The organism is Halomonas sp. M4R1S46 (assembly GCF_025725685.1).
GTDB lineage: Bacteria > Pseudomonadota > Gammaproteobacteria > Pseudomonadales > Halomonadaceae > Halomonas.
The window spans coordinates 785,976-812,593 of the sequence record NZ_CP107008.1; the positions used below are offsets into that span (position 1 = coordinate 785,976).

Below are 26,618 nucleotides of genomic sequence, written 5' to 3' on the forward strand. Positions count from 1 at the left end.
CGAGCGGGTAGTTGCCCTTTGCGCATGTCGGCTAGCTATCATACAGTTGTTTGAATTCTGGTCGCCCGACAGCGAGGATTCAGATCGTGAACGCCTTTCCCAACCTGTTTCGCCCCCTCGAGCTGGGGCGCCTGACCCTGCCCAATCGCGTGTTGATGGGCTCGATGCACACCAACCTCGAGGAGATGCCGGAGGGCTTCGCGCGCCTCGCCGTCTTCTACGCCGAGCGTGCCCGGCAAGGGGTCGGGCTGATCGTCACGGGAGGGATCGCGCCCAATCCGGAAGGGGCGGTCTTCGAGGGGGCGGCGACCCTGGAGCGTGCCGAACAGGTGGGCGACCACCGGCGGATCACCGGCGCCGTGCACGACGAGGGCGGCAGGATCTGCCTGCAGATCCTGCATGCCGGCCGCTATGCCTACTCCCCGGCGCTGGTCGCCCCCTCGCCGATCCGTGCGCCGATCAATCCCCATGAGCCCCACGCGCTCGGCGCCGCGGAGGTCGAGGAGCAGATCGACGCCTATGTGCGCTGCGCCTCCCTGGCCCGGGAGGCCGGCTACGACGGCGTCGAGGTGATGGGTTCCGAGGGTTACCTGATCAACCAGTTCGTCTGTCGACGGACCAACCATCGCCAGGACGCCTGGGGCGGCGCCTTCGACAACCGCATCCGCTTCCCGGTGGAGATCGTGCGGCGCATCCGCGAGGCGCTGGGCCCGGACTTCCTGATCATCTTCCGCCTGTCGATGATCGACCTGGTGGAGGAGGGCAGCACCTTCGAGGAGGTGGTGGCCCTGGGGCGCGCCATCGAGGCCGCCGGTGCGGATACCATCAACACCGGTATCGGCTGGCACGAGGCGCGGGTGCCGACCATCGTCACCAGCGTGCCGCGGGCGGCCTTCAGCGAGGTGACCCGGCGGATGAAGGCCGAGCTCAAGCTGCCGCTGATCACCACCAACCGCATCAACATGCCCGAGGTGGCGGAGCGGGTGCTCGCCGAGGGGCATGCCGACATGGTCTCCATGGCGCGTCCCTTCCTCGCCGACCCGGCCTGGATCGCCAAGGCCCGGGAAGACCGCGTGGCCGAGATCAACACCTGCATCGCCTGCAACCAGGCCTGCCTGGATCACACCTTCCAGGGCAAGCCGGCCTCCTGCCTGGTCAATCCGCGGGCCTGCCACGAGACCGAGCTGACCATCGCGCCGGCCGCCGAGCCGCGGGTCATCGCCGTGGTCGGGGGCGGGCCGGCGGGGCTCGCCGCCGCGGTCACGGCCGCCGGGCGGGGGCATGCCGTCACCCTGTTCGAGCGCCAGTCGATGCTCGGCGGGCAGTTCAACTATGCCCGGCGGATTCCCGGCAAGGAGGAGTTCGACGAGACCCTGCGCTACTACCGGGTGATGCTCGACAAGCATGGCGTGACCGTGCGCCTGGGGGTGGAGCCCAGCCTCCACGATCTCCAGGCCTTCGACGAGGTGATCCTGGCCACCGGGGTGCGGCCCCGGCGGCTCGACCTGCCGGGCATCGATCACCCCAAGGTGCTCTCCTATCCTATGGCCATCATGCATCCCGAGCGGATCGGCGCCCGCGTGGCCATCATCGGCGCCGGCGGCATCGGCTTCGACGTGGCGGAGCTGTTGACTCATGCGGGCCACCCGGCCCTCGACACCGAGGCCTGGTGCGATGAATGGGGCGTGGATCTCACCGTGAGCACGCCGGGCGGGCTGCGCGAGCCGCAGCGTCCGCCGGTGCCGCGCCGGGTCACCCTGCTGCAGCGCAAGTCCTCCAAGCCCGGCGAGGGGCTGGGTGTCACCACGGGCTGGGTGCATCGCGCCTCGCTGCGTCATCGCGGCGTGGAGGCCCTGGCGGGCTGCGAGTACGTGGGCATCGACGACGCGGGGCTGCATATCCGGCTCGACGGCGTGCCGCGCCTGCTCAAGGTCGACACCGTGGTGGTCTGTGCCGGCCAGGAATCGGTCCGCGACTGGCTGGAACCGCTGCGCGAGGCCGGCGTGTCGGTGCACCTCATCGGCGGCGCCCTGGAGCCCGCGGAGCTGGATGCCAAGCGGGCGATCGATCAGGGCACCCGGCTGGCGGCCGCCCTGTAGGGGCGCGTCTCGGCGAGGCGTGAAAATCTGTACAGGTTTCAACGAAACGCTTCCCGCCTTCGGGGTTCATAGGAAGTAGTAGCGTCATGCGTTGAAGCCGGCGGGACCCTTGTTCGCGAATGCTGGCTACGCTGTAGCTACCGATCCCCGGCACGCGCACCGATCGGCGCATGACCGGAGTTCCGGGTCTAAAGGAGGCATCGATGAGCATCTTCGACCATGTGCAGAACCGCTTCGAACGTATCCGGCAGGAGGAAATGAGTCTGCAGGAGTATCTGGAGCTCTGTCGCGAGGACCCTTCGGCCTATGCCAGCTCGGCAGAGCGCATGCTAGAGGCGATCGGCGAACCCGAGGTCATCGATACGGCCAAGGATCCCAGGCTGTCGCGCATCTTTTCCAACAAGGTGATTCGTCGCTATCCGGCCTTTTCCGAGTTCTACGGCATGGAGGAGGCCATCGAGCAGATCGTCGCCTACTTCCGGCACGCGGCCCAGGGGCTCGAGGAGAGGAAGCAGATCCTCTACCTGCTGGGGCCGGTGGGCGGCGGCAAGTCGTCGCTGGCCGAGCGCCTGAAGCTGCTGATGGAGCGGATCCCCTTCTACGCCATCAAGGGCTCGCCGGTGCAGGAGTCCCCGCTCGGGCTGTTCTCGCCGGAAGACGACGGCGAGTTGCTGGAGAAGGAGTACGGCATCCCCACGCGCTGCCTGAAGAGCGTGATGTCGCCCTGGGCCGCCAAGCGGCTCAAGGAGTACGGCGGCGACATCTCCCAGTTCCGCGTCGTGCGCCTCTACCCCTCGCGCCTCAACCAGATCGCCATCTCCAAGACCGAGCCCGGCGACGAGAACAACCAGGACATCTCCTCGCTGGTCGGCAAGGTGGACATCCGCCAGCTCGAGCTCTACTCCCAGGACGATCCCGACGCCTACAGCTTCTCCGGCGGCCTGTGCCGGGCCAACCAGGGGCTGATGGAATTCGTTGAGATGTTCAAGGCACCGATCAAGGTGCTGCATCCGCTGCTGACCGCCACCCAGGAGGGCAACTACAACCCCACCGAGGGCATGGGGGCGATTCCCTTCGACGGCATCGTCCTGGCGCACTCCAACGAGAGCGAGTGGCAGACGTTCCGCAACAACCGCAACAACGAGGCCTTCCTCGATCGGGTCTATATCGTCAAGGTGCCGTATTGCCTGCGGGTCACCGAGGAGATCCACATCTACAGGAAGCTCCTCGAGCACTCCTCGCTCAACGAGGCGCCCTGTGCGCCGGATACCCTGCGCATGCTGGCGCAGTTCACGGTGCTCTCGCGCCTCAAGGAGCCGGAGAACTCGAGCATCTACTCCAAGATGCGCGTCTATGACGGCGAGAACCTCAAGGACACCGATCCCAAGGCCAAGTCGATCCAGGAGTACCGCGACGCCGCCGGGGTCGACGAGGGCATGGACGGGCTCTCCACGCGCTTCGCCTTCAAGATCCTCTCCAAGGTGTTCAACTTCGACAATGTCGAGGTGGCGGCCAACCCGGTGCACCTGCTCTACGTGCTCGAGCAGCGTCTCGAGCAGGAGCAGTTGCCCCGCGAGACCTTCGAGCGCTACCTGCGCTTCATCAAGGAGTTCCTGGCGCCTCGCTACGTCGACTTCATCGGCAAGGAGATCCAGACCGCGTACCTGGAATCCTATTCCGAATACGGCCAGAACATCTTCGACCGCTACGTGACCTATGCCGACTTCTGGATCCAGGACCAGGAGTATCGGGACCCGGAGACCGGCGAGCTGTTCAACCGCCAGTCCCTCAACGAGGAGTTGGAGAAGATCGAGAAGCCGGCCGGCATTTCCAATCCCAAGGACTTCCGTCACGAGGTGGTCAACTTCGTGCTGCGGGCCCGGGCCCAGAACAACGGCATGAACCCGAGCTGGCAGTCCTACGAGAAGCTGCGCGGCGTGATCGAGCACAAGATGTTCGCCAACACCGAGGAGCTGCTGCCGGTCATCTCCTTCAACGCCAAGGCCTCGACGGCCGACCAGAAGAAGCACGAGGACTTCGTGGCCCGCATGGTCGACCGCGGCTATACCGAGAAGCAGGTGCGGCTGCTCTCCGAGTGGTACCTGAGAGTGCGCAAGTCGCAATAGCCTGATGGCTACGGGCTACGGGCTACGGGCTACGGGCTACGGGCTACGGGCTACGGGCTACGGGCTACGGGCGGGGAGGGCGGCATCGGCCGTTCCTCTCCGCGACGACAAGCGCCGAGAGGAGGTCCCCATGACCTACTTCATCGATCGTCGTGCCAACGCCAAGCACAAGAGTGCGGTCAACCGCCAGCGCTTCCTCGACCGCTATCGCACCCACATCAAGCGGTCCGTCGAGGAGGCCGTCAACCGTCGCTCGATCACCGACATGGAGCGTGGCGAGAAGGTCTCGATTCCCACACGTGACATCTCGGAGCCGGTGTTCCAGCACGGTCCCGGCGGCAAGCGCTCGATCATCGCCCCCGGCAACAAGGAGTTCGTCGAGGGCGACCGGCTGCGCCGGCCCAGTGGCGGCGGTGGCGGCGGGGCCGGGGAGGGCGGTGCCTCCAACCAGGGCGAGGGCATGGACGAGTTTGCCTTCACCCTGAGTCGCGAGGAGTTCCTCGACTTCGTCTTCGACGGCCTGGAGCTGCCGCACCTGGAGCGCAAGAGCCTGGTGGACCTGGACGAGGTGCGCCCGATTCGCGCCGGCCTGACCCGCGATGGCGTCCCGGCCCGCATCAACATCGTGCGCTCCATGCGCGAGGCCCATGCCCGGCGTATCGCCATGCGCGGCCCCATCCGCCGTGCCCTGCGAGCGGCCCAGGAGGCGCTGGAGGTCGAGGAGCGCAAGGACCCGGTGCTGCGCAACCCGGCCCGCATCGAGGAACTCAGGGCCGAGATCGAGCGCCTCGAGAAGCGCCTCGAGGCGGTGCCCTTCATCGACACCTACGACCTGCGCTACAACAACCTGATCAACCAGCCCCAGCCCTCCAGCAAGGCGGTGATGTTCTGCGTGATGGACGTGTCCGGGTCCATGACCCAGGCCCACAAGGACATCGCCAAGCGCTTCTTCCTGCTGCTCTATCTCTTTCTCGAGCGCAACTACGAAAAGGTCGAGCTGGTCTTCGTGCGCCATCACACCGCCGCCAAGGAGGTCGACGAGGAGGAATTCTTCTACTCCCGGGAGACCGGCGGCACCATCGTCTCCAGCGCCCTGTCCCTGGTCGACGAGATCATCGAGGCGCGCTATCCCCCGACCCAGTGGAACCTCTACGTGGCCCAGGCCTCCGACGGGGACAACTGGGACGACGACTCCCTGACCTGTCGTGACCTGCTGGCGAAATCGCTGATGCCGCGTCTGCAGTACTTCACCTACGTGGAGATCACGCCCCATGCCCACCAGGCGCTGTGGGAGGAGTACGAGCGGGTGGAGGCCGAGTATCCCGAGCGCTTCGCCATGCGCCAGATCGTCGAGGCCGGCGACATCTATCCGGTGTTCCGCGAGCTGTTCCGGCGTCGCAGTACCCAGTGAGTGGCGTCAAGGAGGTACCATGACCGATCGCAAGCCCATCGCCACCGGTTCCGACTGGAACTTCGAGATCCTTCACGAGTTCGAGGACGAGATCGCGCGGCTGGCCGATGAGTATCGCCTGGATACCTACCCCAACCAGATCGAGATCATCACCACCGAGCAGATGATGGACGCCTATGCCAGCGTGGGCATGCCGGTGGGGTACCACCACTGGTCCTTCGGCAAGCAGTTCCTGGCCGTGGAGCAGGCCTATCGGCGCGGGCAGATGGGGCTGGCCTACGAGCTGGTCATCAACTCCGATCCCTGCATCGCCTACCTGATGGAGGAGAACACCCTGATGATGCAGGTGCTGGTGATGGCCCACGCCTGCTATGGCCATAACTCCTTCTTCAAGGGTAACTACCTGTTCCGCACCTGGACCGACGCCAGCTCCATCGTCGACTACCTGCTGTTCGCCCGGCGCTACATCGCCGAGTGCGAGGAGCGCCATGGGGTCACCGCCGTGGAGCAGTTGCTGGATGCCTGTCATGCGCTGCAGAACTACGGGGTCGATCGTTACAAGCGGCCATCGCCGATCTCCGCCGAGGAGGAAGCGCGTCGCCAGAAGGAACGCGAGGCCTATCTCCAGGCCCAGGTGAACACCCTGTGGCGGACCATCCCCGAGCGGGCCCCGGCCGACGGGGAGCTGGAGGCGGCCGTCGGGGAGGAGGACCCTCTCGGTCTGCATGCCGGCGGCCGCTATCCCCCGGAGCCCCAGGAGAACCTGCTGTACTTCATCGAGAAGAATGCGCCGCTGCTGGCGCCCTGGCAGCGCGAGGTGGTGCGCATCGTGCGCAAGCTCGCCCAATACTTCTATCCCCAGCGCCAGACCCAGGTGATGAACGAGGGTTGGGCGACCTTCTGGCATTACACCCTGATGAATCGCCTGTTCGACGAGGGGCTGGTTGACGAGGGGCTGATGCTGGAGTTCCTGCAGTCCCATACCTCCGTGGTCCAGCAGCCGCCCTTCGATAGCCCGCATTACAACGGCATCAACCCCTATGCCCTGGGCTTCGCCATGTTCAGCGACATCCGGCGCATCTGCGAGGCGCCCACCGAGGAGGACCGCGAGTGGTTCCCGGATAGTGCGGGCAGCGACTGGCTGGAAACGCTGCACTTCGCCATGCGCAACTTCAAGGACGAGTCCTTCATCCAGCAGTTCCTGTCGCCCAAGGTGATCCGCGACCTCAAGCTGTTCATGGTGATCGACGACGACCAGGACGAGATGCTCGAGGTGACGGCGATCCACGACGAGCGCGGCTATCGACGCATTCGTGAGGCGCTGGCCACCCAGTATGCGCTGTCGGTGCGCGAACCCAACATCCAGGTCTACTCGGCGGACATCCGCGGCGACCGCTCGCTGACCCTGCGCCATGTCCAGGACAGCCGTCGCCCCCTGGCGCGCAGCGTCTACCCGGTGATGCGTCACCTGCACCAGCTGTGGGGCTTCCCGGTGAAGCTCGAGTCGATGGAGGGCGAGGAGGTCGTGCGCCGCTATCACTGGCCGTTGCCGGAGGAGGACGCGTCGGCGGAGTGACGGGCCGTGACGAAGCGGCGAGACCCGCACCTGTCGGTGCGGGTCTCGTGCGTTGGGGGAGGGGGATCAGGCCTGGGCGGTCCAGGACTGGCACCAGCCCTCGGGGTTCACGCTGTTCTGCGGGAACAGCTGACAGCCCTGGTTGTCGGCGTTGTAGAACATGCAGTTGGCGCAGTTTTCGCCTTCCGCATAGGCCGGGTGGTCGCTGGCCTCGCTGGCGTTCTCCACATAGTTCAGGGCCTTGGCCTGCTCGCTGTTCGGGTCCAGGGGCGTCAGCTCCTGGGCGAAGGCGGACCTGGACAGGATGCCCGCGCCCAGGGGCAGGGCGGCGAGGCCCAGCAAGCTGTGGCGCATGAAATCACGACGGCTGTGATTGGCCATGGTCTCTCCTTGTCATCATCAGTCTTGGTCTGGTCGTGCTGACCGGTGGTCCGGCCGTTCTTCTGGTCAGGGTGGTGAGCCCACCTCTAGATCCGACAGGGTCATGCCCGCGGAGTTCGACCGCTTCATGGTAGTCACTCGGTCGGGCGCTGGCGAATGCTGCGGCAATCCGCCGCGCGCGCGACGGCGATTCTGCCGGGCCGGCGTCGCTGGTATACTCCCGGCAGAGGCGGCCTGCTGACCGCCCCGGAGAATCCCTTTCAGACGGAGAGTGCCCGATGCAGAACGCCGTGATCCTGATCAATGCCGAGAAGGGCCAGGTCAAGGCCGTGGCCGAGCGCCTGGCCGATGTCGAAGGCATCAGCGAGGTGTTCTCCACCTGTGGTCGCTATGACCTGGTCGCCATCGCCCGTACCCGGGACTTCGAGAGCCTGGCCGAGCTGGTCACCGGGCGCCTCAACGAGGTGGAGGGCATTCGCGAGACCGAGACCCTCAACGCCATGCAGGTGCACTCCCGACACGACCTCGAGACCATGTTCTCGCTGGGCTGGTAAGCCTCACGGCGTCCCGCCTCGCGCATGCCGCCCCGTCGTCGTTCCGCCGTGTCCCGGCTACGCCCCCTGATGCGCCGGGCCGCCGTCGCCGTGCTCTTCGCCGCGGTGGGCAGTGGCCTGTGGTATGTCGAGGAGCGCGAGGTCCGCGACGGTCTCAGCTGGATGGGCGTGCCCGACTGGCAGCGGCTGACGCCCCTGAGCCTGCATCGGGTGCTGCGCAACGACGGTTATCTGGTGGGCTGGTCGGACGTGCGGGTCAGCCCGCTGTGGGTCAGCTACCGCCTGGCCGCCGCCGGGGATGCCCGCATCGGCGAGCGTCCCGGCTTTCGCCGCGACTGGCGCACCCTCTGGCCGGTCACCCCGGACAGCTACCTGGGCAGCGGCTACGATCGCGGCCACCTGGCCCCCAACTATGCCATCGCCGCCGTGCATGGCCGCGGCGCCCAGCGCGACACCTTCCTGATGAGCAACATGGTGCCCCAGCGGCCGTCCCTCAATCGGCGCCTCTGGCAGCGCCTCGAGGAAGTGGTGATCGATCATTTCGTGCCGCGTGTCGGGGCCCTGCAGGTCATCGCCGGCCCGGTGTTCGCGTCGCGCTTCCAGCAGGGCGCCCTGCACCGGGTGGGGCTCGTCGAGGTGCCGGTGGCCTTCTACAAGATCCTGGTGGTCCCGGGGGCGCGACCGCGTGCCCTGGCCTTCGTCATGCCGCAGGCGGTGAACGGCGACGAGCCCCTGGACCGTTTCGTGGTCAGCATCGACCGCGTCGAGGCGCTGACCGGGCTGGACTTCTTCCCTCACCTGCCCGCGGCGGCGGCCGATGTCCTGGAGGGGCGAGTCGATACCGGCGGCTGGGGCCTCGAGGCCGTGGCGCGCCTGCCGGGTCGCTTCGACTGACAGCCGGCTGAAGTGGACCCCGAAATTCGGACCAGGCGCTCGGGGAAAGGTGAGTCTTTCCGGCGAATACGCACGCGAAAAAACCGCAACTCGGGGCGGCCTGTGATATGAAGCGGTAACGATGTGGGAGAGAGGCTCTGCATAACGCGGAATGGTGCCCAGGAGAGGACTTGAACCTCCACGTCCGTAAGGACACTAGCACCTGAAGCTAGCGCGTCTACCAATTCCGCCACCTGGGCGCGTCATGCATATCGTCGTGTCGCGGGCCATCGCGTGAGCGATGATGGTGCCCAGGAGAGGACTTGAACCTCCACGTCCGTAAGGACACTAGCACCTGAAGCTAGCGCGTCTACCAATTCCGCCACCTGGGCGAACACGAGCGATTTCGAGCTGATAAAGAGCGGTGATACCGAGGTATCGATGGTGCCCAGAAGAGGACTTGAACCTCCACGTCCGTAAGGACACTAGCACCTGAAGCTAGCGCGTCTACCAATTCCGCCATCTGGGCAAGTGGCGCGTATGTTACCGAATCCTGGCGCGGATGCAAGGCCTGCCGCGGGCTCCGGCGCGATTTTTTTTGCCTCCGGCGAGGAGAGGGCGCCCTCGCATGGTTGGGTGATGCCCATGGCGGCGCTATACTGCCGCCATGACATTATACCCCGATCGCATCACCGTATGCCCGCGGCGCCCGCGCGCCACCTCCCTCATGCCGTCCCCGACCCTGCCAAGGATGCTCTCTGCATGAATCACTGGACGCTCAGCGACGATACGCACGCCAGCCGCGAGGCCCACAAGTACGACAAGCCCGCCCCCAGTCGCGAATACCTGCTGGCCCGCCTGGAAGAGCATGGCAAGCCGATCACCCACGAGGCGATGAGCCAGATGCTGGGGCTCGAGGACGAGGACCTGCAGGAGGCGGTCCGCCGCCGGCTGGCCGCCATGGAACGGGACGGCCAGGTGCTGCGCAACCGCCGTGGCGCCTATGCGCTGATCGACAAGCTCGACCTGATCAAGGGGCGGGTGCTCGGCCACCGCGACGGCTTCGGCTTCCTGTTGCGCGATGATGGCAAGAAACCCGACCTGGTGCTGCCGCCGCGGCAGATGCGGCGGGTCTTCCACGGCGACCACGTGCTGGTGCGCGTCAGCGGCCGCGATCGCCGCGGTCGCGACGAGGCCACCATCGCCGAGATCCTGGCCCGCAACACCCAGACCATCGTCGGCGTCTATCGGGAGAACACCCCCGAGTTCGGCGTGCTGATTCCCGAGAACCCGCGTATCGTCCAGGAAGTCATCATTCCCCACAAGGCCAACGGCGGGGCCCGGGACGGCCAGGTGATCTCGGCGACGATCATCAAGCAGCCCGAGACCCGGGTGCAGCCGGTGGGCGAGGTCGCCGAGGTGCTCGGCGAGCGCATGGATCCCGGGATGGAGATCGACATCGCCATCCGCAGCTACGAGATCCCGGCTGAGTTCCCGCCGGAGGTCCACGACCAGATCGCCGGCATGTCCGCCGAGGTGGCCGAGGACGACAAGCACCACCGGGTCGACCTGCGCGACGTGCCCCTGGTGACCATCGACGACGAGTCCGCCAAGGACTTCGACGATGCCGTCTGCGCCTGGAAGACCAAGTCCGGCAGCTGGAAGCTGCTGGTGGCCATCGCCGACGTCTCCCACTACGTGCGGCCGGGCAGCCCGCTGGACCAGGAAGCCATCACCCGGGGCAACTCGGTCTACTTCCCGGGGCAGGTGGTGCCCATGTTGCCGGAGCTGCTGTCCAACGGCCTCTGCTCGCTCAATCCCGAGGTGGACCGCCTGGCGCTGGTCTGCGAGATGAACATCTCCAAGACCGGTGCCATCAGCCGCTACCGCTTCTATGAGGGGGTGTTCCGCTCCCATGCGCGGCTGACCTACAACAAGGTCGCCGCCATCCTCGACGACGACGACGAACAGGGCGAGGCCCTGCGCGAGGAGCATCACGAGCTGGTGCCCTCGCTGAAGAACCTCCATGCCCTCTACCGCCTGCTGCGCGAGGCCCGGGTGGAGCGCGGGGCCATCGACTTCGAGACCACCGAGACGGCGATCCTCTTCAACGAGGAGCGCAAGATCGAGCAGATCGTCCCGCGCTCGCGCAACGACGCCCACAAGATCATCGAGGAGTGCATGCTGGCGGCCAACGTCGCCACCGCCCGCTTCCTCGACAAGCACGACCTGCCGGCCCTCTACCGGATCCACGAGCGCCCCTCGCCGGAACGTCTCGACAAGCTGCGCCTGTTCCTCAACGAGCTGGGCCTGTCGCTGGGCGGCGGCGACGAGCCGACCCCCCAGGACTACCGTGACCTGGCCGAGGCCATCAAGGAGCGTGACGACAGCGACATCATCCAGACGGTGATGCTGCGCTCCATGAGCCAGGCCGTGTACTCGCCCCAGAACGAGGGCCACTTCGGCCTGGCCTACCCGGCCTATGCCCACTTCACCTCGCCGATCCGCCGTTACCCGGACCTGGTCGTCCACCGGGCCATCCGCTCGGTGATCCGCGGGCCGCGCCAGACCAACACCGTGCTGCGCGCCGACGGCGCCCCGGTGGAGCCGCCGAGCAAGTGGTGCCCCTATACCTTCGAGCAGATGCTCGAGCTCGGCGAGCACTGCTCCATGACCGAGCGGCGTGCCGACGACGCCACCCGGGACGTCGAGGGCTGGCTGAAGTGCGAGTTCATGTCCGACAAGCTGGGCGAGGTCTATGAGGGCACCATCGCCTCGGTGACCCAGTTCGGCATCTTCGTGCGCCTCGACGAGGTCTACGTGGAAGGCCTGGTGCACGTCACCTCGCTGCCCTCCGACTACTACCACTACGAGCCGGAGAAGCATCGCCTCAAGGGCGAGCGCAGCGGCATGAGCTACCGCCTCGGCGATGGGGTCAGCGTCCAGGTGGCGCGGGTCGACCTCGACGACCGCAAGATCGACTTCGAGCTGGCCGACGACAAGCCTCGGCCGCGCCGGGCGCCGCGCAAGCGTCGCGGTGGCCAGGGCGGGGCCGCCGGCAAGCCCGAGGCGGCCAAGGCCGGAGCCCGCGGCAAGTCCGGCGGGGATGACGACGGCGGCAAGAAGCGCCGTCGCCGGGGTCCGCGTCGCCGCTGATCCCCGCGGTATCCCTTTCTCCTTCGGCAAGACGTCAACATCATGAAGAAGCACGCTCAACGCCGGGGCCCCAGGGCCCCGGGTGGTCTCGACGCCGTCTACGGCGTCCACGCGGTGCGGGCCCTGCTCGAGCGGGGCGAGGCCCCCCGGGAGCTCTGGGTGCAGGACGGGGAGGCGGCGTCGCGCCTGGCCGACCTGGTGGCCGCGGCCCGCCGCGGCGGCGCCCGGGTGCTGTCCCGGCCCCGGGACGAGCTCGACCAGCTCGCCCAGGGCGCCGCCCACCAGGGTCTGGTGGCCTTCTGTCCGCCGCTGGCCTTCGAGGCCGAGGCCGCGTTGTGGCATCGCCTCCAGGGCTGGTCGTCGCCGACCCCGCCGCTGCTGCTGGTGCTCGATGGCATCACCGACGTGCACAACTTCGGCGCCTGCCTGCGCAGCGTCGATGCCGCCGGCGCCCACGGCGTGGTGGTGCCCAAGGACCGTGCCGCGCCGCTCAACGCCACGGTGCGCAAGGTGGCCTGCGGGGCCGCCGAGAGCGTGCCCGTCTACCAGGTGACCAACCTGGCGCGGGCGCTGGCCAAGCTCAAGGACCTGGGCGTATGGGTCACCGGCACCGCCGGCGAGGCCGAGGCCAGCATCTTCGACGCCGACTTCACCGTGGCCACCGCCCTGGTGATGGGTGCCGAGGGCAAGGGCATGCGGCGGCTGACCCGGGAGGCCTGCGACGGCCTGGTCAAGCTGCCCATGGCCGGGCAGGTGTCGAGCCTCAACGTCTCGGTGGCGACGGGGATCTGCCTGTTCGAGGCGGTGCGCCAGCGCGGCCGGGCTTCGCCCGGAGCGGTAAGCCATAAGCTTTAAGCTGGAAGAAACCCCACCAGGGCTACGCTTGGAGAGCCGCCTTGGTGAGCGGCGCCGGGGACAGGTCGAAGCGGAGGTCCGATTCCAGGGAGAGAATCGGTAGCGCCCAGGGAGGGAGCCACAGCGCCTCCGCGATGGTCCGGCATCCCGGGGCCTGTCGCCGGAAAAGCCGCGGGCTCCTGCCTAGGCGACGGCCCGCTTGCTAAGCTCGCCGCCAGTCTTTAGAATACTGGCGCCCGTTCGTCCCGCGAACGGGCATCGTGCATTTCGATAATCACCTCCTTGCTTCCCCTGGAAGGCACCGCGCCTCCACCGGAAGCTGCCAAACCGCAAGGAGAACCCATGCGTCACTACGAGATCGTCTTCATGGTCCACCCGGACCAGAGCGAGCAGGTCCCCGCGATGGTCGAGCGCTACACCAGCATCGTCACCGAGAACGGCGGCACCGTGCATCGTCTCGAGGATTGGGGTCGCCGTCACCTGGCCTACCCGATCAACAAGATTCACAAGGCTCACTACGTGCTGATGAACGTCGAGTGCCGCGGCGAGACCCTCGAGGAAATCGAGAACATCTTCCGCTTCAACGATGCCATCATTCGCAGCCTGGTCGTGCGCTGCAAGGAAGCCATCACCGAAGCCTCGCCGATGATGAAGCCGGCGGAAGACAAGCGCGCCCGTCGTGACGAGAAGCCGTCACGCACCGCCGAGTCCGCCTGAGCCCACCTCGCACGTCTGAAGGAGTCTCCCCATGGCACGTTTTTTCCGTCGCCGCAAGTTCTGCCGTTTCACCGCGGAAGGCGTGAAGCAGATCGACTACAAGGATCTGGACACGCTCAAGGCCTACATCACCGAGACCGGCAAGATCGTTCCCAGCCGCATCACCGGGACCAAGGCCCGTTACCAGCGCCAGCTGTCCACCGCCATCAAGCGGGCACGCTACCTGGCGCTGCTGCCCTACACCGATAGCCACCAGTAAGACGCAGGCGTGATGCTGCCCGTCGCCCGCTGGATGATGCGCGGCACGCCGCAGGCGGTCCTCGGGGCCGCGGCGGCCACGGTGATCCCCTGGCTGTTCTGGCTGGGGGCCGCCATCGCCGCTCTGGTCACCCTGCGCCGCGGCCTGTCGCCGGCGCTGCCGGTGATCGTCGCCGCCGCCGTGCCCGCGGGCTGGTGGTGGACCCGGGGCGACGTCATTCCGCTGGCCAGCATCCTGCTGGTCACGCTGATGGCGGTAGTGCTGCGGGCCCGGCTGCGCTGGAGCGAGGCGCTGATCGTCGGCGCCCTGTCCGGGGCGGCGATGATCCAGCTCGGCGTCTTCCTGCCGCCGGGGGGCGCCGGGCCGGTGCTGGACCAGCTCCGCCAGGGGTCCCCGGAGGTCGCGGCGATGCTCGACGACTTTGCCCGGCAGGGCATGCAGACCGAGCAGCTCGCCGGCCTGCTGATCGGCGGCGTCACCGGCCTGGTGGTGCTGCTGGCGGCGGTGGCCTGCCTGGCGCTGGCTCGCAGCTGGCAGGCCGGGCTGTACAACCCCGGCGGCTTTCGCGAGGAGTTCCATGCCCTGCGGCTGGCACCCCGCGAGCTGCTGGTGCTGTTCGGGCTCGGCGCGGTCGGCCTGGTGCTGGGACTGCCGTCCCTGGGCATGCTGCTGTGGGTGCCGCTGCTGGTGACCGGCATCGCTCTGGTACATGGTTTCATCGGATTGAAGGGAATGAACGGGCTGTGGCTGGTCGCCTTCTATGTGTTGCTGATCACCACCTGGCCCATGATTCTCATCGTGCTGCTCGCGGCCCTGACGGATACCTTCGCGGACCTCCGTGACCGACTCGGCCGCAGCGATTGACAAGAGGTTAACGAGATGGAAGTCATTCTGCTCGACAAGATTGGCAAGCTGGGCGGCCTGGGTGACCGGGTGGTCGTCAAGCCCGGTTATGGCCGCAACTACCTGGTGCCCTACGGCCTCGCCGTGCCGGCCACCAAGGACAACATCGCGGCCTTCGACGCCCAGCGCGCCGAGCTCGAGGCCCAGGCCGCCGAGCGCAAGGCCGAGGCCGAGGCCCGCGCCGAACAGCTCAACGACATCGAGCTGTCGCTGGTCGCCAAGTCCGGAGACGAGGGCAAGCTGTTCGGCTCCATCGGCCCGCGCGACCTGGCCGAAGCGATCTCCTCCGCCGGGATCGAAGTGGCCAAGAGCGAGGTCCGCATGCCGGAAGGCCCGATTCGCCAGACCGGCGAGTACGACATCGACCTGCACCTGCATGCCGAAGTCGATGCCACCGTGCGCGTGGTGGTCGTGGCCGAGTGAGTCCGATTCCCTGACGCCGTCCTGACGGCGTCGGCATCGGTTGCCAAGGGGCGCGAGGAGAGATCCTCGCGCCCCTTTTCGCTGCCGAAAGCCGCGTCCCTCGCCATCGGTCGGGGCGGTTTTTCCGGTGGGGCATGGGGTCGGCGCGACCCTTCGGGTAGAATGAGCCGGCCGTTTTCGCGAAGGTCCCCGCCGTCATGAACGAAGCTCTCGAGCTCGACAAGGAAACCGCGGCCCTGAAGGTGCCGCCCCACTCGCTGGAGGCCGAGCAGTCGGTGCTCGGCGGCCTGATGCTCGACAACCGGGCCTGGGACAGCGTGGCCGACCGCCTGGTGGCCAACGACTTCTATCGCTACGAGCATCGCCTGATCTTCAACGTCATGGCCGGCTTGGCCGAGGCGGCCGGCCCCCTGGACGTGGTGACCCTGTCCGAGGCCCTGGAGGGGCGGGACCAGCTGGAGACCGTCGGCGGACTCGCCTACCTGGCGGAGCTGGCCCGCAACACCCCCTCGGCGAGCAATATCCGCGCCTATGCCGACATCGTTCGCGAGCGGGCCACCCTGCGCAAGCTGATCCACGCCGCCAACCAGGTGGCGGAGAGCGCCTTCGCCCCCCAGGGGCGTCCCGCCGACGAGCTGGTCAACGAGGCCGAGCGACTGGTCTTCCAGATCAGCGAGGAGCGCCCCAAGGAAGGCGGCCCCATCGGCATGAGCGACCTGCTGGCCAAGGCGGTGGACCGCATCGACGAGATGTTCAACATGCAGGGTGAGATGACCGGCTTGTCCACCGGCTTCCGCGACCTGGACGACATGACCTCCGGCCTGCAGCCCTCGGACCTGGTGATCGTCGCCGGGCGGCCCTCCATGGGCAAGACCACCTTCGCCATGAACCTCGTCGAACATGCGGTGATCGCCAGCGACAAGCCGGTGATGGTGTTCTCCATGGAGATGCCGGCGGAGGCGCTGATGCTGCGCATGCTCTCGTCGCTGGGGCGCATCGACCAGACCCGGGTGCGCACCGGCCAGCTGGAGGACGAGGACTGGCCGCGGCTGACCTCGGCGGTGAACCTGCTCAAGGACAAGCAGCTGTTCATCGACGACACCGCGGCGCTGTCGCCCAACGAGATGCGCTCGCGCATCCGCCGGGTGGTGCGCGAGCACGGCAACCTGGCGCTGATCATGATCGACTACCTGCAGCTGATGCAGATCCCCGGCTTCTCCGAGAACCGCACCGGCGAGATCTCCGAGATCTCGCGCTCGCTGAAGGGCCTGGCCAAGGAGTTCGGCTGCCCGGTGGTGGCGCTCTCGCAGCTCAACCGCTCGCTGGAGCAGCGGCCCAACAAGCGCCCGGTGATGTCGGACCTGCGCGAGTCCGGCGCCATCGAGCAGGATGCCGACCTGATCGGGTTCGTCTACCGCGACGAGGTCTACAATCCGGATAACCCCGACAACCAGGGGCTGGCCGAGTTCATCATCGGCAAGCAGCGTAACGGCCCCATCGGCACGGTGCACATGGCCTTCATCGGCAAGTACACCCGCTTCGAGGACCTGGCGCCGGACAGCTACGGCGAGGCCTTCGGCGAGTGAGCCGGCGCGACGCTTGAGCCGCCGGCTGGTCACCGTATAATCCGACCCCCTGAACATCACACTGGAGGCACACCATGGCAGGCGGATTCCGACGCGGCAATCGTCGTCGCCCCCCGAAACTCGAGGCCCGCGGCGAGCTGCAGTCCATGGAGCGGGAAGGCCCGTTCAAGGAGTGGCTGGGCATGCCGGACCTCTACCGCTACCACATCGTGGTGGACGGCGAGAGCTACAGCTACCAGACCGAGGACTCGGAGCTGCCGGTCCAGGTCGGCGACCGGGTGGTCTTTCGCTACAAGGAGACCAAGGCCGGCAAGTGGGTCGACCGCAACTCCCTGGGCAAGGCCATCGATCCCGCCGACTACCAGTAGCCCCGGGAACCCCTGATCCCGCCATCGGTCACACCTACGACACGGATCGGTCATGCGCGTGTCATCGGTCACCCTCAGGCTGTGACCGATCCGACGAGTCGACTCTTCTGATGGAGGGATCCATGGAATTCAATGACCTCAAGGCCTTCGTGGCCGACCATGACAACTTCGAGATCCGCGTGATCGGCCATGCGGGCAGCCATTTCTACCAGGTCGAACTCGAGGACGTGGAGGGCCAGCGCCATATGCTGACCCGCAGCGGCAAGCCGATGCTGTTCCGCGCCCTGGACGATGTCTACCTCGAACTCAAGCGCGCCGGCATCCATCGGGCCTACCTCGTCCAGCAGGTGCCCCATGACGAGATGATCGGCCGCGCGACCCACTACGCGGATCCGCTGGCCTCGCGCATGCCGCTGGTCTTCTGATCCTCACCCCCGGCATTACCTCAAACGACGCCCGAGCCGCTCCCGGTGGCGGGCGAAGACGCGATACCCCGCCTCCGGCAGCCCTGCCGGCCGCTGGTCCTGCCCGCCGCCGATAGCCCAGCACCGCACAGAGGGCGCGGCTGGCTTCCCGTCCCGCGAACCGACGCCCCTCGGCGTCTCGCCGGTGCCGCTTCCCGATCATCGCCCCGACGCTCGGCCCCGGGCTCGAAATCTGCGGCGCGATGTCCACCAGGGCGAGGCGATCTCGCCGCGGGTGGCGAGGCGTAGCGGCCTTCCTCGGCAACCTCGCCGAGGGCGATCACGGCGTCATCCGACGCGTTGCGCAGGCTGGCCAGCCCATGGCTGAGCGGGTCGCCGGGCTTCCGGATCAGGGGGCGGGGCATGGGTTGTTCAAAAGCTATACATTTTTAAGATTCGGTATAACTGGATTCCGCTTGCCTGCCTGCCGATGGTATCTTGGGTGGCTTACACTCGCTTCACGCCACCACAGGGACCGCGCACCATGGCAGCTCTCGAGAATTCCGTCGGCAACGACCTCGCCCGTCCGGGCGAGGACCGCCTGGCCCAGGCTCCCGTCGATCACCCACCCGTCGCGCGCCGGAAGGTGGGCGTGGTGCTGGCCAACCTGGGTACCCCGGACGCCACCGACTACTGGTCCATGCGCCGCTATCTCGACGAGTTTCTCTCCGACCGGCGGGTGGTGGATTACTCCCGCTGGCTGTGGCAGCCGCTGCTGCAGCTGGTGATCCTCACCAAGCGGCCCTTCGCCTCGGGCCGGGCCTATCGCAGTATCTGGAACGAGGCCCTCGACGAGAGCCCGCTGCTGACCATCACCCGGGAGCAGACGGAAAAGCTGGCGGCACGGCTCGAGGCCGAGCATGGCGGGCGGGTCGAGGTGGACTTCTGCATGCGCTACGGCAATCCCTCGACCGAGAGCGTGCTGCGTCGGCTACAGGCCCGGGGCTGTGAGCGCATCCTGTTCTTCCCGCTCTATCCCCAGTACGCCTCGCCCACTACCGCCACGGCCAATGACCAGGCCTTCCGCACCCTGATGCGGCTCAAGTGGCAGCCCGCCATCCGCACGGTCCCGGCCTACTTCGAGCACCCCGACTATATCGCCGCCCTGGGCGCCTCGGTGCGGGAGGCCTATGACGCGGCGACGTCGATGCCCGAGGTGCTGGTCGCCTCCTACCACGGCGTGCCCAAGCGCTATCTCGAGGAGGGTGACCCCTACCACTGCCAGTGCCTGAAGACCACGCGGCTGCTCAAGGAACACGTGGGGCTGGCCGACGGGGCCGTCGTCACCGCCTTCCAGTCGAAGTTCGGGCCCGAGGAGTGGGTGGGGCCGGCCACCGTCGACCAGGTGGCGGCGCTGGCCCGCCAGGGCAGGAAGCATATCGCCGTGATCTCGCCGGCCTTCGCCGCCGACTGCGTGGAGACCCTGGAGGAGATCCAGCAGGAGATCCGCGACGCCTTCCTGGCCGCCGGCGGTGAGACCTTCACCTATGTGCCCTGCCTCAACGCCCGGGACGACCATGTCCGGGCGCTGGCGGCGATCGCCGAGAACGAGCTGGCCGGCTGGCTCTAGCAGGAGCCTGTCGGACTTGACGCTGATCGACTGCAAATCCCGGGCCTTCGGCCGACTTCATTCGATCTGTTTCGTTAAATAGCGCGCTATTCGCCTCAACAGATCGATAGACTTGACTCGAAATCCGTGAACCTCGTGACGATCGGTCACATCCGACAGACGCCTAGCTGTGATCTCTCGGTAGGTTGTTCATCCGGAACCTACCCGGACAATTGGAGGTGCGACCCAAACCAACCTCCAGGAGGCCCGGATGAACACCCATAAGAATGCCCGTCTTACCCTGCATGGTCGAGCCCTGCTGGTCCGCCGAGTCGTTGACGAAGGGCTTCGGCCAGTGGAGGTCGCCAAGGCGCAAGGTGTCAGTGTGAGGACGGTCTACAAGTGGGTGCGCCGCTACCGGCAAGAGGGTGAGGCCGGGCTGCAGGACCGCTCTTCTCGTCCCCGTCGCTGCCCTCATGCGGTCCCTGCCGAGGTTCGCGAGCAGGTCCTCGAGCGTCGCCAGCAGCGCCAGACCTACCGCCAGATCGCCGAGCGGTTAGGGATCGGACACAGCACGGTCGCACGGCTCCTCGAACGCGAGGGGCTGAATCGTCTCTCGGCCTTGGCACCTGCCCGTCCCGTGAATCGTTACGAGCATGACGCGCCGGGAGATCTACTGCACCTGGACATCAAGAAACTCGGCCGCTTCGAACGCCCAGGGCATCGTGTCACCGGCGATCGCCAGCAGAACACGCGGGGCGCCGGCTGGGAGTATGTTCACATCGCCATCGACGATCACTCGCGGGTCGCTTTCGGCACCCGCTATCCCGATGAAACCGGTTGGAGTGCGTGCTATGCCCTATTGGAGGCCGTGCGTTACTACAGGAACCTGGGCATTCGCTTCTCGCGCGTGCTGACCGACAATGGTGGATGCTACAAATCCAAGCCGTTCCGCCGCCTGTGCCGGCGTCTGGGACTGAAGCGCAAACGCACTCGACCCTATACGCCCCGCACCAATGGCAAGGCAGAGCGGTTCATTCAGACCGCGCTGCGGGAATGGGCCTACGCCCGGTCATACATCAGCTCGGAGGAGCGAGGCAGGCATCTGCCTGCCTGGCTTCATCAGTACAACTGGCATCGGCCACATGCCAGTCTGGATTATCGGCCTCCGGTTAGCCGGCTGAGGCTTTCCGTGAACAACCTGGTGGGTTTACACACCTAGCGGGAGGGACGCTCGCGCTCGTGGGTGAGGGGTTCATGCCCATGCTCCGGGTGTGGCACGGGCTTCTCGCCGAGTTCCTCGCTGCGCAACTCCGCCGGGCGTCCGCGGGTCTTGTCGACGTGGGGGAGCCGCTGGTGAAGCCCCGACTTGGCCAGCAGGTGGGCACTGACCGGGGCGGTGATGAACAGGAAGAGGGTGATCAGCATCTCCTGGACCACCGGCTGGCTGTCGATCACCCCGAAGTAGAGCATCGAGGCGATCAGCGTGCAGCCGATGCCCATGGTGGTGGCCTTGGTGGGGCCGTGCAGGCGCATGTAGAAGTCGCGCAGGTGGGCCATGCCCAGCGAGCCGATGAAGGCGAAGGCCCCGCCGGCGATCAGGAAGAGGGAGATCACGCCCTCGAGGATCACAAAGGTCGTCATGATGGCTCCGGTTCGCCTATTCGATGATATCGCCGCGCAGCAGGTACTTGCAGACGGCCACGGTGCTGATGAAACCGAGCATGGCGATCAGCAGGGCCGCCTCGAAGTAGGTCTTGGTGTTGAGCCAGAGCCCCATCAGCACGATCAGCGCGATGGAGTTCACGTACATGGTGTCCAGGGCCAGGATGCGGTCGGGCATCGAGGGGCCGATCGTCAGACGGAAGGCGTTCAGGACGATGGCCATCAGGATCAGTGCCAGGCTGATCTTCAGCGCGATGTCTAGCATTCGTAGATCTCCTTGAGCGGCCGCTCGTAGCGATCCCGGATCTCGGCGATGAGCGCGTCCTCATCCTCCACGTTGAGGGCATGCACCAGCAGCGTCTTGCCGTCCATGCGCAGGTTGGCCGACACCGTGCCCGGGGTCAGGCTGATGGTATTGGCCAGCAGGGTGATGGTGAACCGCTCCTCCAGCATCAGGGGATACTCGACGAAGTGGGGGCGGGAGCGCTGCCAGGGGTTGATGATCAGCCAGGCGACCTGGAAGTTGGCGATGATGATGTCGCCCAGCACGCGCAGGATGAAGCGTAGCAGCAGGCCGGGTCGCTTGACCCGGGGCTGCACGTCCCAGAAGCGGTAGGTGAACAGCGGAATGGCGACCGCCAGGGCGCTGCCCAGCAGCAGGTGGCCGAAGGCCAGGCTGCGTACCATGAGCAGCCAGACCACCAGCAGCAGCAGCGACAGCAGCGGGATGGGAAGCCAGGAGCGGGGGGTGATCATGGGGCGTCTCCAGCATCGGGCAGCAGGGTTCCGACGACGCTGTCCGGGTTGGCCAGCTGGCTGGCGGTGGCCCGGGTGTAGTCGCTGACCGGCCCGGCCAGGGCCGCCAGCAGCGGCGAGGCGGCGAGCAGCAGGCCCACGCCCACCCACTGGTGGCGGGACAGGCGCTCACCGTTGCTCTCACCGGACTGGCTGCGCCAGAAGAAGGTCGAGCCGGCGCGGGACAGCGCGACCATCGCCCCCAGGCCGCTCGCCAGCAGCAGTGGCCAGAGCCAGGGCTGCTGGGCCGGCGTGGCCGCCTGGAGCAGCAGGGCCTTGCCGATGGCGCCCGACAGCGGCGGCAGGCCGGCCACCGCCACGGCGCCGACCAGGAACAGCAGCGCCAACAGGCCGCCCTGGGTCAGTGGCTTGCCCTTGACGATGCGGGTACCGGCCTTGCCGCGCTGCAGGCCGATCATCTCGGCGAGCAGGAAGAGGCCGCCGGTGACCAGGGTGGTGTGCACTAGATAGTAGAGCAGCGACGCGGTGGCCTCGACGGTGCCCATGCCGACCCCGGCCAGCAGGGTGCCCACCGAGACCAGGACCAGGTAGGCGATCAGCAGGCGCAGGTCGCGGGCCGCCAGCACCCCCGCCGTGGCGATCGCCAGGGTCGCCAGCGACAGCCACCAGACCCACGGCTGTTCGAGGTCGGCCAGGTCCCCGGCGTGCTCGCCGAAGATCAGCGAGTAGACCCTCAGGATGGCGTAGATGCCGACCTTGGTCATGATCGCGAACAGCGCCGCCACCGGCGCCGGGGCCGCGGCATAGGCACGGGGCAGCCAGAAGTACAGCGGCAGGATCGCCGACTTCAGGCCGAACACCACCAGCAGCATCAGGGCCCCGGCGGTGACCAGGCCGGCGCGCTCGGCGGGCAGCTCGCCGAGGCGCACCGCCATGTCGGCCATGTTGAGGGTGCCGGTGGCGCCGTAGAGGGTCCCCACGGCGATCAGGAACAGTGCCGAGCCGGCCAGGTTGAGCACCACATAGTACACGGCGGCCTGGATGCGGGACCTGCCGCCGCCGTGCAGCAGCAGGGCATAGGAGGCCAGCAGCAGCACCTCGAAGAAGACGAAGAGGTTGAACAGGTCACCGGTGAGGAAGGCGCCGTTGATGCCCATCAGCTGCAGCTGGAAGAGGCCATGGAAGTTGCTGCCCTTCTCGTCGTCGCCGCCGCAGGCGAAGATCACGCAGCCCAGGGCGAGCACGGCGGTGAGCAGCACCATCAGCGCCGAGAGGCGGTCCAGCACCAGCACGATGCCGAAGGGGGGCTGCCAGCCGCCCAGGGCGTAGTAGGCGACCTCGCCGTCGGCGGCGCGCAGCAGCAGGGCGAGGGCGATGAGCACGAGCAGCCCCGTCGAGGTCACGCCGAGCACGCGCTTCAGGCGGGTCCCGCCGTGGAGGCTGCGCAGCAGGAACAGGCCCGTCAGCAGCGGCAGGACCACGGGGAGGACGATCAGATGCTGCATCACCGGTGGTTCTCCTCTCGTTCCTCTTGCTTGCGACCGTCGACATGGTCGTTGCCCATGTCGCCGCGGGCTCGCATCGACAGGATGACGGCGAAGGCCGTCATGGCGAAGCCGATGACGATGGCGGTCAGCACCAGGGCCTGGGGCAGGGGGTCGGCATAGTCGCGGGCGCCGTCGATGATGGTCGCGCCATTGGTGGTCAGCCCGCCCATGGAGAACAGGAAGAGGTTGACCGCATAGGACAGCAGGGTCAGCCCGACCACCACGGGGAAGGTCCGTCCCCTCAGGGTCAGGTAGAGCCCGCAGGCGCTGAGCACGCCGGTGGTGATGGCATAGAGGCTTTCCATCAGCGCTTCTCCTTGGCGGTGGTCGTGGCGGGGGCGGCCTCGTTCTTGGCCGGCCGGTGCGGCGTGGTTACCTTGCCGAGGTTGGCCAGGATCATCAGGGTGGCGCCGACCACGGCCAGGTAGACCCCCAGGTCGAAGATCATCGCCGTGGCCAGCTCGATGTCCCCGATCAACGGCAGGTGGAAGTGGCCGAAGGCCGAGGTCAGGTAGGGGTGGCCGAACAGCCAGCTGCCCACCCCGGTCACCGCGGCCACGCCGACCCCGGCGATGGCCACCGGCTGGTACTGGAAGGCGAGGCGTTCCTGGGCCCACGCCACGCCCCGGGCCATGTAGAGCAGGATCAGCGCCACCGCGGTGATCAGCCCGGCGATGAAGCCGCCGCCGGGCAGGTTGTGGCCACGCAGGAAGATGAACACCGAGACCAGCAGGGCGAGTGGCAGCAGCGCCTGGGAGATGGTGGTCAGGATCATCGGGTAGCGATCCGGCGACCACAGGCGGCCCTCGCCGTCACTGTGGGGCATGAACAGTCTCAGGCGGTTGAGCAGCTTGAAGATCGCCAGGCCCGCCAGGGCCAGCACGGTGATCTCGCCCAGGGTATCGAAACCGCGGAAGTCGACCAGGATGACGTTGACCACGTTGTGGCCGCCACCGCCCGGCACGCTGTTGTCGAGGAAGAAGCCCGAGATGCTGGGCGTGCCGCGGGTCAGCACGGCGTAGTTGAGGCTGGCGATGGCCATGCCCAGGGCCCCGGCCAGCAGGGCATCGCGCACGCTGCGCGGCAGCGAGGATTCCCGCGGGGTCTTCTGGGGCAGGAAGAACAGCGCCAGCATCAGCAGGATCATGGTGACCACCTCGACCGACAGCTGAGTCAGGGCCAGGTCGGGGGCCGAGAAGCGGGCGAAGGTCAGCGAGACCAGCAGGCCGACCATGGACAGCAGCAGCAGCGAGATCAGGCGGTAGCGGTGGGCGATGACCGTGCCCAGGCCGCTGAACATCAGCAGCATCGCCCCGGTCAGCAGCACGCCGTCCACCGGGCGCTGGGGCTGGTCGCCGGCGAGGCTCGGCACCATGACCAGGCCCAGTGCCGTCAGCGCCAGGGCGCTGAACAGCAGCAGGCCCATGTAGCGCTGCAGCGAGGCATTGTCGAGCCGGGCGAGCAGGCCCTCCGATCGCCGCCCCAGGCGCTGCACGCTGGCCTCGAAGACCATCCGCGCATCCACCGGCCGAAAGCCCCGCAGAAAGCGCCGCAGGTAACGGTGCAGGTGATAGAGGCCGATGCCGGCGGCCAGGGCGATGGCGCTCATCAGCAGCGGCAGATTGACGCCATGCCAGATGGCCAGGTGGAACTCCAGCGGCGCCAGCAACACGGCGCGGGTGGCCAGGTCGAGCAGGCCTCCGGCCAGGGCGGAGGGGAAGAGCCCCACCAGCACGCAGAGGACCGTCAGCAGCTCGACGGGGGCGCGCATCAGCCGGGGCGGTTCATGGGGCGTCTTGGGAGGCGACTGGCGGGGCGGCTTGAAGAAGACCGCGTGAACCAGGCGCAGCGAATAGGCCACCGAGAGCACACCGCCGAGGGTCGCCATCACCGGCATCAGCCAGCTCAGGCCACCCAGCACCGGCGTGGTCAGGCTCTCGGCGAAGAACATCTCCTTGGACAGGAAGCCGTTGAGCAGCGGCACCCCGGCCATGGCCGCGCCGGCGATCGAGGTGAGCAGGGCGGTGACCGGCATGGCCCTCGCCAGGCCGCCGAGGCGGGCCAGTTCCCGGGTGCCGGTCTCGTGGTCGATGATCCCGGAGCTCATGAACAGCGCCGCCTTGAAGGTGGCGTGGTTGAGGATGTGGAACAGCGCCGCCAGCACCGCCATGGGGCTGCCGATGCCCAGCAGCACCGTCACCAGGCCCAGGTGGCTGACCGTGGAGAAGGCCAGGATGCCCTTCAGGTCGGTCTTCATCAGGGCGAACCAGGCGCCGTAGAGCAGGGTGGTCATGCCCACCAGGGAGACCACCATCGTCCACAGCTCGTTGCCGGCCAGCGCCGGGTGCAGCCGGGCCATCAGGAAGATGCCGGCCTTGACCATGGTCGCCGAGTGGAGATAGGCCGAGACCGGCGTCGGCGCGGCCATGGCGTGGGGCAGCCAGAACTGGAAGGGAAACTGCGCCGACTTGGCGAAGGCCCCCAGCAGCACCAGGGTCAGCATCAACGGGAAGCGGGGGTCGGCCTGGATGGTCTCGCCGCCGGCCAGCACCCGATCCATCTCGAAGCCGCCGACCATGTCGCCCAGCAGCAGGAAGCCGGCCAGCAACGCCAGCCCCCCGGCGCCGGTCACCACCAGCGCCATGCGGGCCCCCTTGCGGGCATCGCTGCGGTGGGACCAGAAGCCGATCAGCAGGAAGGAGGAGAGGCTGGTGAGCTCCCAGAACATCCACAGCAGCAACAGGTTGTCGGCCATCACGATGCCGACCATGGAGGCCATGAACAGGATCAGGTAGGCATAGAAGCGACCGTAGGGCTCCTCGGGCGCGAGGTAGTAATGCGCATACAGCAGGATCAGCAGGCCGATCCCCAGGATCAGCAGGTTGAACAGCAGCGACAGCCCGTCCAGTCGGAAGGCCACCTCGAGGCCCAGTGCCGGGATCCATTCGGCAGAGAAGCGCAGCGCTTCCCCGGCGTTGAGGGCCGGCACCTGGGACAGGGTCAGCACGAGGGCCAGGGTCGGCAGGGCCGCCGTGGCCAGGGAACAGTCACGACGCCCCCGGTTCGCCACCAGCGGCGGCACCAGTACACCGAGGAGGGGCAACAAGGCGATCCACAGCAATGTCATCGATCGGTCATCCTGCGCGTTTGCGTTGGGCCAAGGGTCCCATCCTGCCGAGGGACGGCCCCGAGCAAGCGGCAAGGCGTCGCATCCGTCCCTGGGCGAACAGGCCCATCAATGGCATTCGCCCCATACTCTACCGCAAAGGAAGGCGTCTCGCGCCCTCCTTGCCTTTCAACTCCCCGCCTCGACTAGAGTGAAGCGACAGGACCAAAAAAACCTACCCACG

General features: G+C 67.3%; 24 protein-coding genes and 3 tRNA genes. 17 read left to right on the top strand and 10 right to left on the bottom strand.

Annotated features, from left to right (window positions below):
- Window positions 1-164: 164 nt before the first annotated feature.
- The 4 genes from OCT48_RS03725 to OCT48_RS03740 all read left to right on the top strand — a co-directional run bounded on the left by OCT48_RS03725 (window position 165) and on the right by OCT48_RS03740 (window position 7,212).
- Window positions 165-2,099 (top strand): FAD-dependent oxidoreductase, encoded by a 1,935-nt coding sequence (locus tag OCT48_RS03725; protein ID WP_412031037.1) that lies wholly within the window; start codon window positions 165-167, stop codon window positions 2,097-2,099.
- Between the two features lie 203 nt (window positions 2,100-2,302).
- A complete protein-coding gene (locus OCT48_RS03730) occupies window positions 2,303-4,225 on the top strand; it encodes a PrkA family serine protein kinase (RefSeq protein ID WP_263591397.1) in 1,923 nt (640 codons plus the stop codon).
- A 130-nt stretch (window positions 4,226-4,355) separates the two neighbouring features.
- A complete protein-coding gene (locus tag OCT48_RS03735; protein WP_263591398.1) occupies window positions 4,356-5,636 on the top strand; it encodes a YeaH/YhbH family protein in 1,281 nt (426 codons plus the stop codon).
- Window positions 5,637-5,655: 19 nt separating this feature from the next.
- Window positions 5,656-7,212, top strand: coding sequence for a SpoVR family protein (locus OCT48_RS03740; protein ID WP_263591399.1), 1,557 nt, complete (start codon window positions 5,656-5,658; stop codon window positions 7,210-7,212).
- A gap of 66 nt (window positions 7,213-7,278) precedes the next feature.
- Here OCT48_RS03740 and OCT48_RS03745 read toward each other — a convergent pair whose 3' ends face one another.
- Window positions 7,279-7,593, bottom strand: a complete 315-nt coding sequence (locus OCT48_RS03745) for a high-potential iron-sulfur protein (RefSeq protein WP_263591400.1) — start codon at window positions 7,591-7,593, stop codon at window positions 7,279-7,281.
- Window positions 7,594-7,871: 278 nt separating this feature from the next.
- On the opposite strand from OCT48_RS03745, the gene OCT48_RS03750 reads away from it, so the two are divergent.
- On the top strand, window positions 7,872-8,147 hold the full coding sequence (locus OCT48_RS03750; protein WP_183382784.1) for an Lrp/AsnC family transcriptional regulator: 276 nt from the start codon (window positions 7,872-7,874) through the stop codon (window positions 8,145-8,147).
- 24 nt (window positions 8,148-8,171) lie between these two features.
- A complete protein-coding gene (locus OCT48_RS03755; protein ID WP_263591401.1) occupies window positions 8,172-9,041 on the top strand; it encodes a DNA/RNA non-specific endonuclease in 870 nt (289 codons plus the stop codon).
- Between the two features lie 152 nt (window positions 9,042-9,193).
- Here OCT48_RS03755 and OCT48_RS03760 read toward each other — a convergent pair.
- From OCT48_RS03760 to OCT48_RS03770, 3 genes are all read right to left on the bottom strand, one after another.
- Window positions 9,194-9,280 (bottom strand) — tRNA-Leu (locus OCT48_RS03760).
- Window positions 9,281-9,325: 45 nt separating this feature from the next.
- A tRNA-Leu gene (locus tag OCT48_RS03765) sits at window positions 9,326-9,412 on the bottom strand.
- A gap of 50 nt (window positions 9,413-9,462) precedes the next feature.
- A tRNA-Leu gene (locus tag OCT48_RS03770) sits at window positions 9,463-9,549 on the bottom strand.
- Window positions 9,550-9,782: 233 nt separating this feature from the next.
- On the opposite strand from OCT48_RS03770, the gene rnr reads away from it, so the two are divergent.
- From rnr to OCT48_RS03825, 11 genes are all read left to right on the top strand, one after another.
- Entirely contained in the window at window positions 9,783-12,176 is a 2,394-nt protein-coding gene (rnr, locus tag OCT48_RS03775; protein ID WP_263591402.1) for a ribonuclease R, read from the top strand.
- A gap of 42 nt (window positions 12,177-12,218) precedes the next feature.
- Window positions 12,219-13,031 (top strand): 23S rRNA (guanosine(2251)-2'-O)-methyltransferase RlmB, encoded by an 813-nt coding sequence (gene rlmB / locus OCT48_RS03780; protein ID WP_263591403.1) that lies wholly within the window; start codon window positions 12,219-12,221, stop codon window positions 13,029-13,031.
- A 342-nt stretch (window positions 13,032-13,373) separates the two neighbouring features.
- The gene (rpsF, locus tag OCT48_RS03785) at window positions 13,374-13,748 is read left to right on the top strand and encodes a 30S ribosomal protein S6 (RefSeq protein WP_126483457.1); all 375 of its coding nucleotides are present in this window, start codon (window positions 13,374-13,376) and stop codon (window positions 13,746-13,748) included.
- A 31-nt stretch (window positions 13,749-13,779) separates the two neighbouring features.
- Window positions 13,780-14,007, top strand: coding sequence for a 30S ribosomal protein S18 (gene rpsR, locus OCT48_RS03790; protein ID WP_016853668.1), 228 nt, complete (start codon window positions 13,780-13,782; stop codon window positions 14,005-14,007).
- 12 nt (window positions 14,008-14,019) lie between these two features.
- Window positions 14,020-14,871, top strand: a complete 852-nt coding sequence (locus OCT48_RS03795) for a hypothetical protein (RefSeq protein WP_263592573.1) — start codon at window positions 14,020-14,022, stop codon at window positions 14,869-14,871.
- Between the two features lie 15 nt (window positions 14,872-14,886).
- Entirely contained in the window at window positions 14,887-15,333 is a 447-nt protein-coding gene (rplI, locus tag OCT48_RS03800; RefSeq protein ID WP_263591404.1) for a 50S ribosomal protein L9, read from the top strand.
- Window positions 15,334-15,530: 197 nt separating this feature from the next.
- The gene (gene dnaB, locus OCT48_RS03805; protein ID WP_263591405.1) at window positions 15,531-16,919 is read left to right on the top strand and encodes a replicative DNA helicase; all 1,389 of its coding nucleotides are present in this window, start codon (window positions 15,531-15,533) and stop codon (window positions 16,917-16,919) included.
- Between the two features lie 74 nt (window positions 16,920-16,993).
- A complete protein-coding gene (locus tag OCT48_RS03810) occupies window positions 16,994-17,287 on the top strand; it encodes a hypothetical protein (RefSeq protein ID WP_263591406.1) in 294 nt (97 codons plus the stop codon).
- A gap of 122 nt (window positions 17,288-17,409) precedes the next feature.
- A complete protein-coding gene (locus OCT48_RS03815) occupies window positions 17,410-17,712 on the top strand; it encodes a DUF6482 family protein (RefSeq protein ID WP_263591407.1) in 303 nt (100 codons plus the stop codon).
- Window positions 17,713-18,235: 523 nt separating this feature from the next.
- Entirely contained in the window at window positions 18,236-19,321 is a 1,086-nt protein-coding gene (gene hemH / locus OCT48_RS03820) for a ferrochelatase (RefSeq protein ID WP_263591408.1), read from the top strand.
- A gap of 250 nt (window positions 19,322-19,571) precedes the next feature.
- Window positions 19,572-20,522 (top strand): IS481 family transposase, encoded by a 951-nt coding sequence (locus OCT48_RS03825; protein ID WP_263591409.1) that lies wholly within the window; start codon window positions 19,572-19,574, stop codon window positions 20,520-20,522.
- Here OCT48_RS03825 and OCT48_RS03830 read toward each other — a convergent pair.
- From OCT48_RS03830 to OCT48_RS03855, 6 genes are read right to left on the bottom strand one after another with little or no spacing between them, the layout of a single operon-like run.
- Window positions 20,519-20,944, bottom strand: a complete 426-nt coding sequence (locus OCT48_RS03830; protein WP_263591410.1) for a Na+/H+ antiporter subunit G — start codon at window positions 20,942-20,944, stop codon at window positions 20,519-20,521. The two genes, OCT48_RS03825 and OCT48_RS03830, sit on opposite strands and share 4 nt — an antisense overlap.
- Window positions 20,945-20,960: 16 nt before the next feature.
- Window positions 20,961-21,230 carry a K+/H+ antiporter subunit F gene (locus OCT48_RS03835; RefSeq protein ID WP_263591411.1) on the bottom strand — a complete coding sequence of 90 codons (270 nt, stop codon included), beginning with the start codon at window positions 21,228-21,230 and terminating at the stop codon, window positions 20,961-20,963.
- Window positions 21,224-21,721, bottom strand: coding sequence for a Na+/H+ antiporter subunit E (locus OCT48_RS03840; protein WP_263591412.1), 498 nt, complete (start codon window positions 21,719-21,721; stop codon window positions 21,224-21,226). The genes OCT48_RS03835 and OCT48_RS03840 overlap by 7 nt, the downstream gene beginning before the upstream one ends.
- Entirely contained in the window at window positions 21,718-23,229 is a 1,512-nt protein-coding gene (locus tag OCT48_RS03845; protein WP_263591413.1) for a monovalent cation/H+ antiporter subunit D, read from the bottom strand. Before OCT48_RS03845 ends, OCT48_RS03840 begins: the two co-directional genes overlap by 4 nt.
- Window positions 23,226-23,573: a Na+/H+ antiporter subunit C gene (locus OCT48_RS03850; protein WP_263591414.1), complete on the bottom strand. Its 348-nt coding sequence runs from the start codon at window positions 23,571-23,573 to the stop codon at window positions 23,226-23,228. Before OCT48_RS03850 ends, OCT48_RS03845 begins: the two co-directional genes overlap by 4 nt.
- Entirely contained in the window at window positions 23,573-26,395 is a 2,823-nt protein-coding gene (locus tag OCT48_RS03855; protein WP_263591415.1) for a monovalent cation/H+ antiporter subunit A, read from the bottom strand. Before OCT48_RS03855 ends, OCT48_RS03850 begins: the two co-directional genes overlap by 1 nt.
- Between the last annotated feature and the right edge of the window lie 223 nt (window positions 26,396-26,618).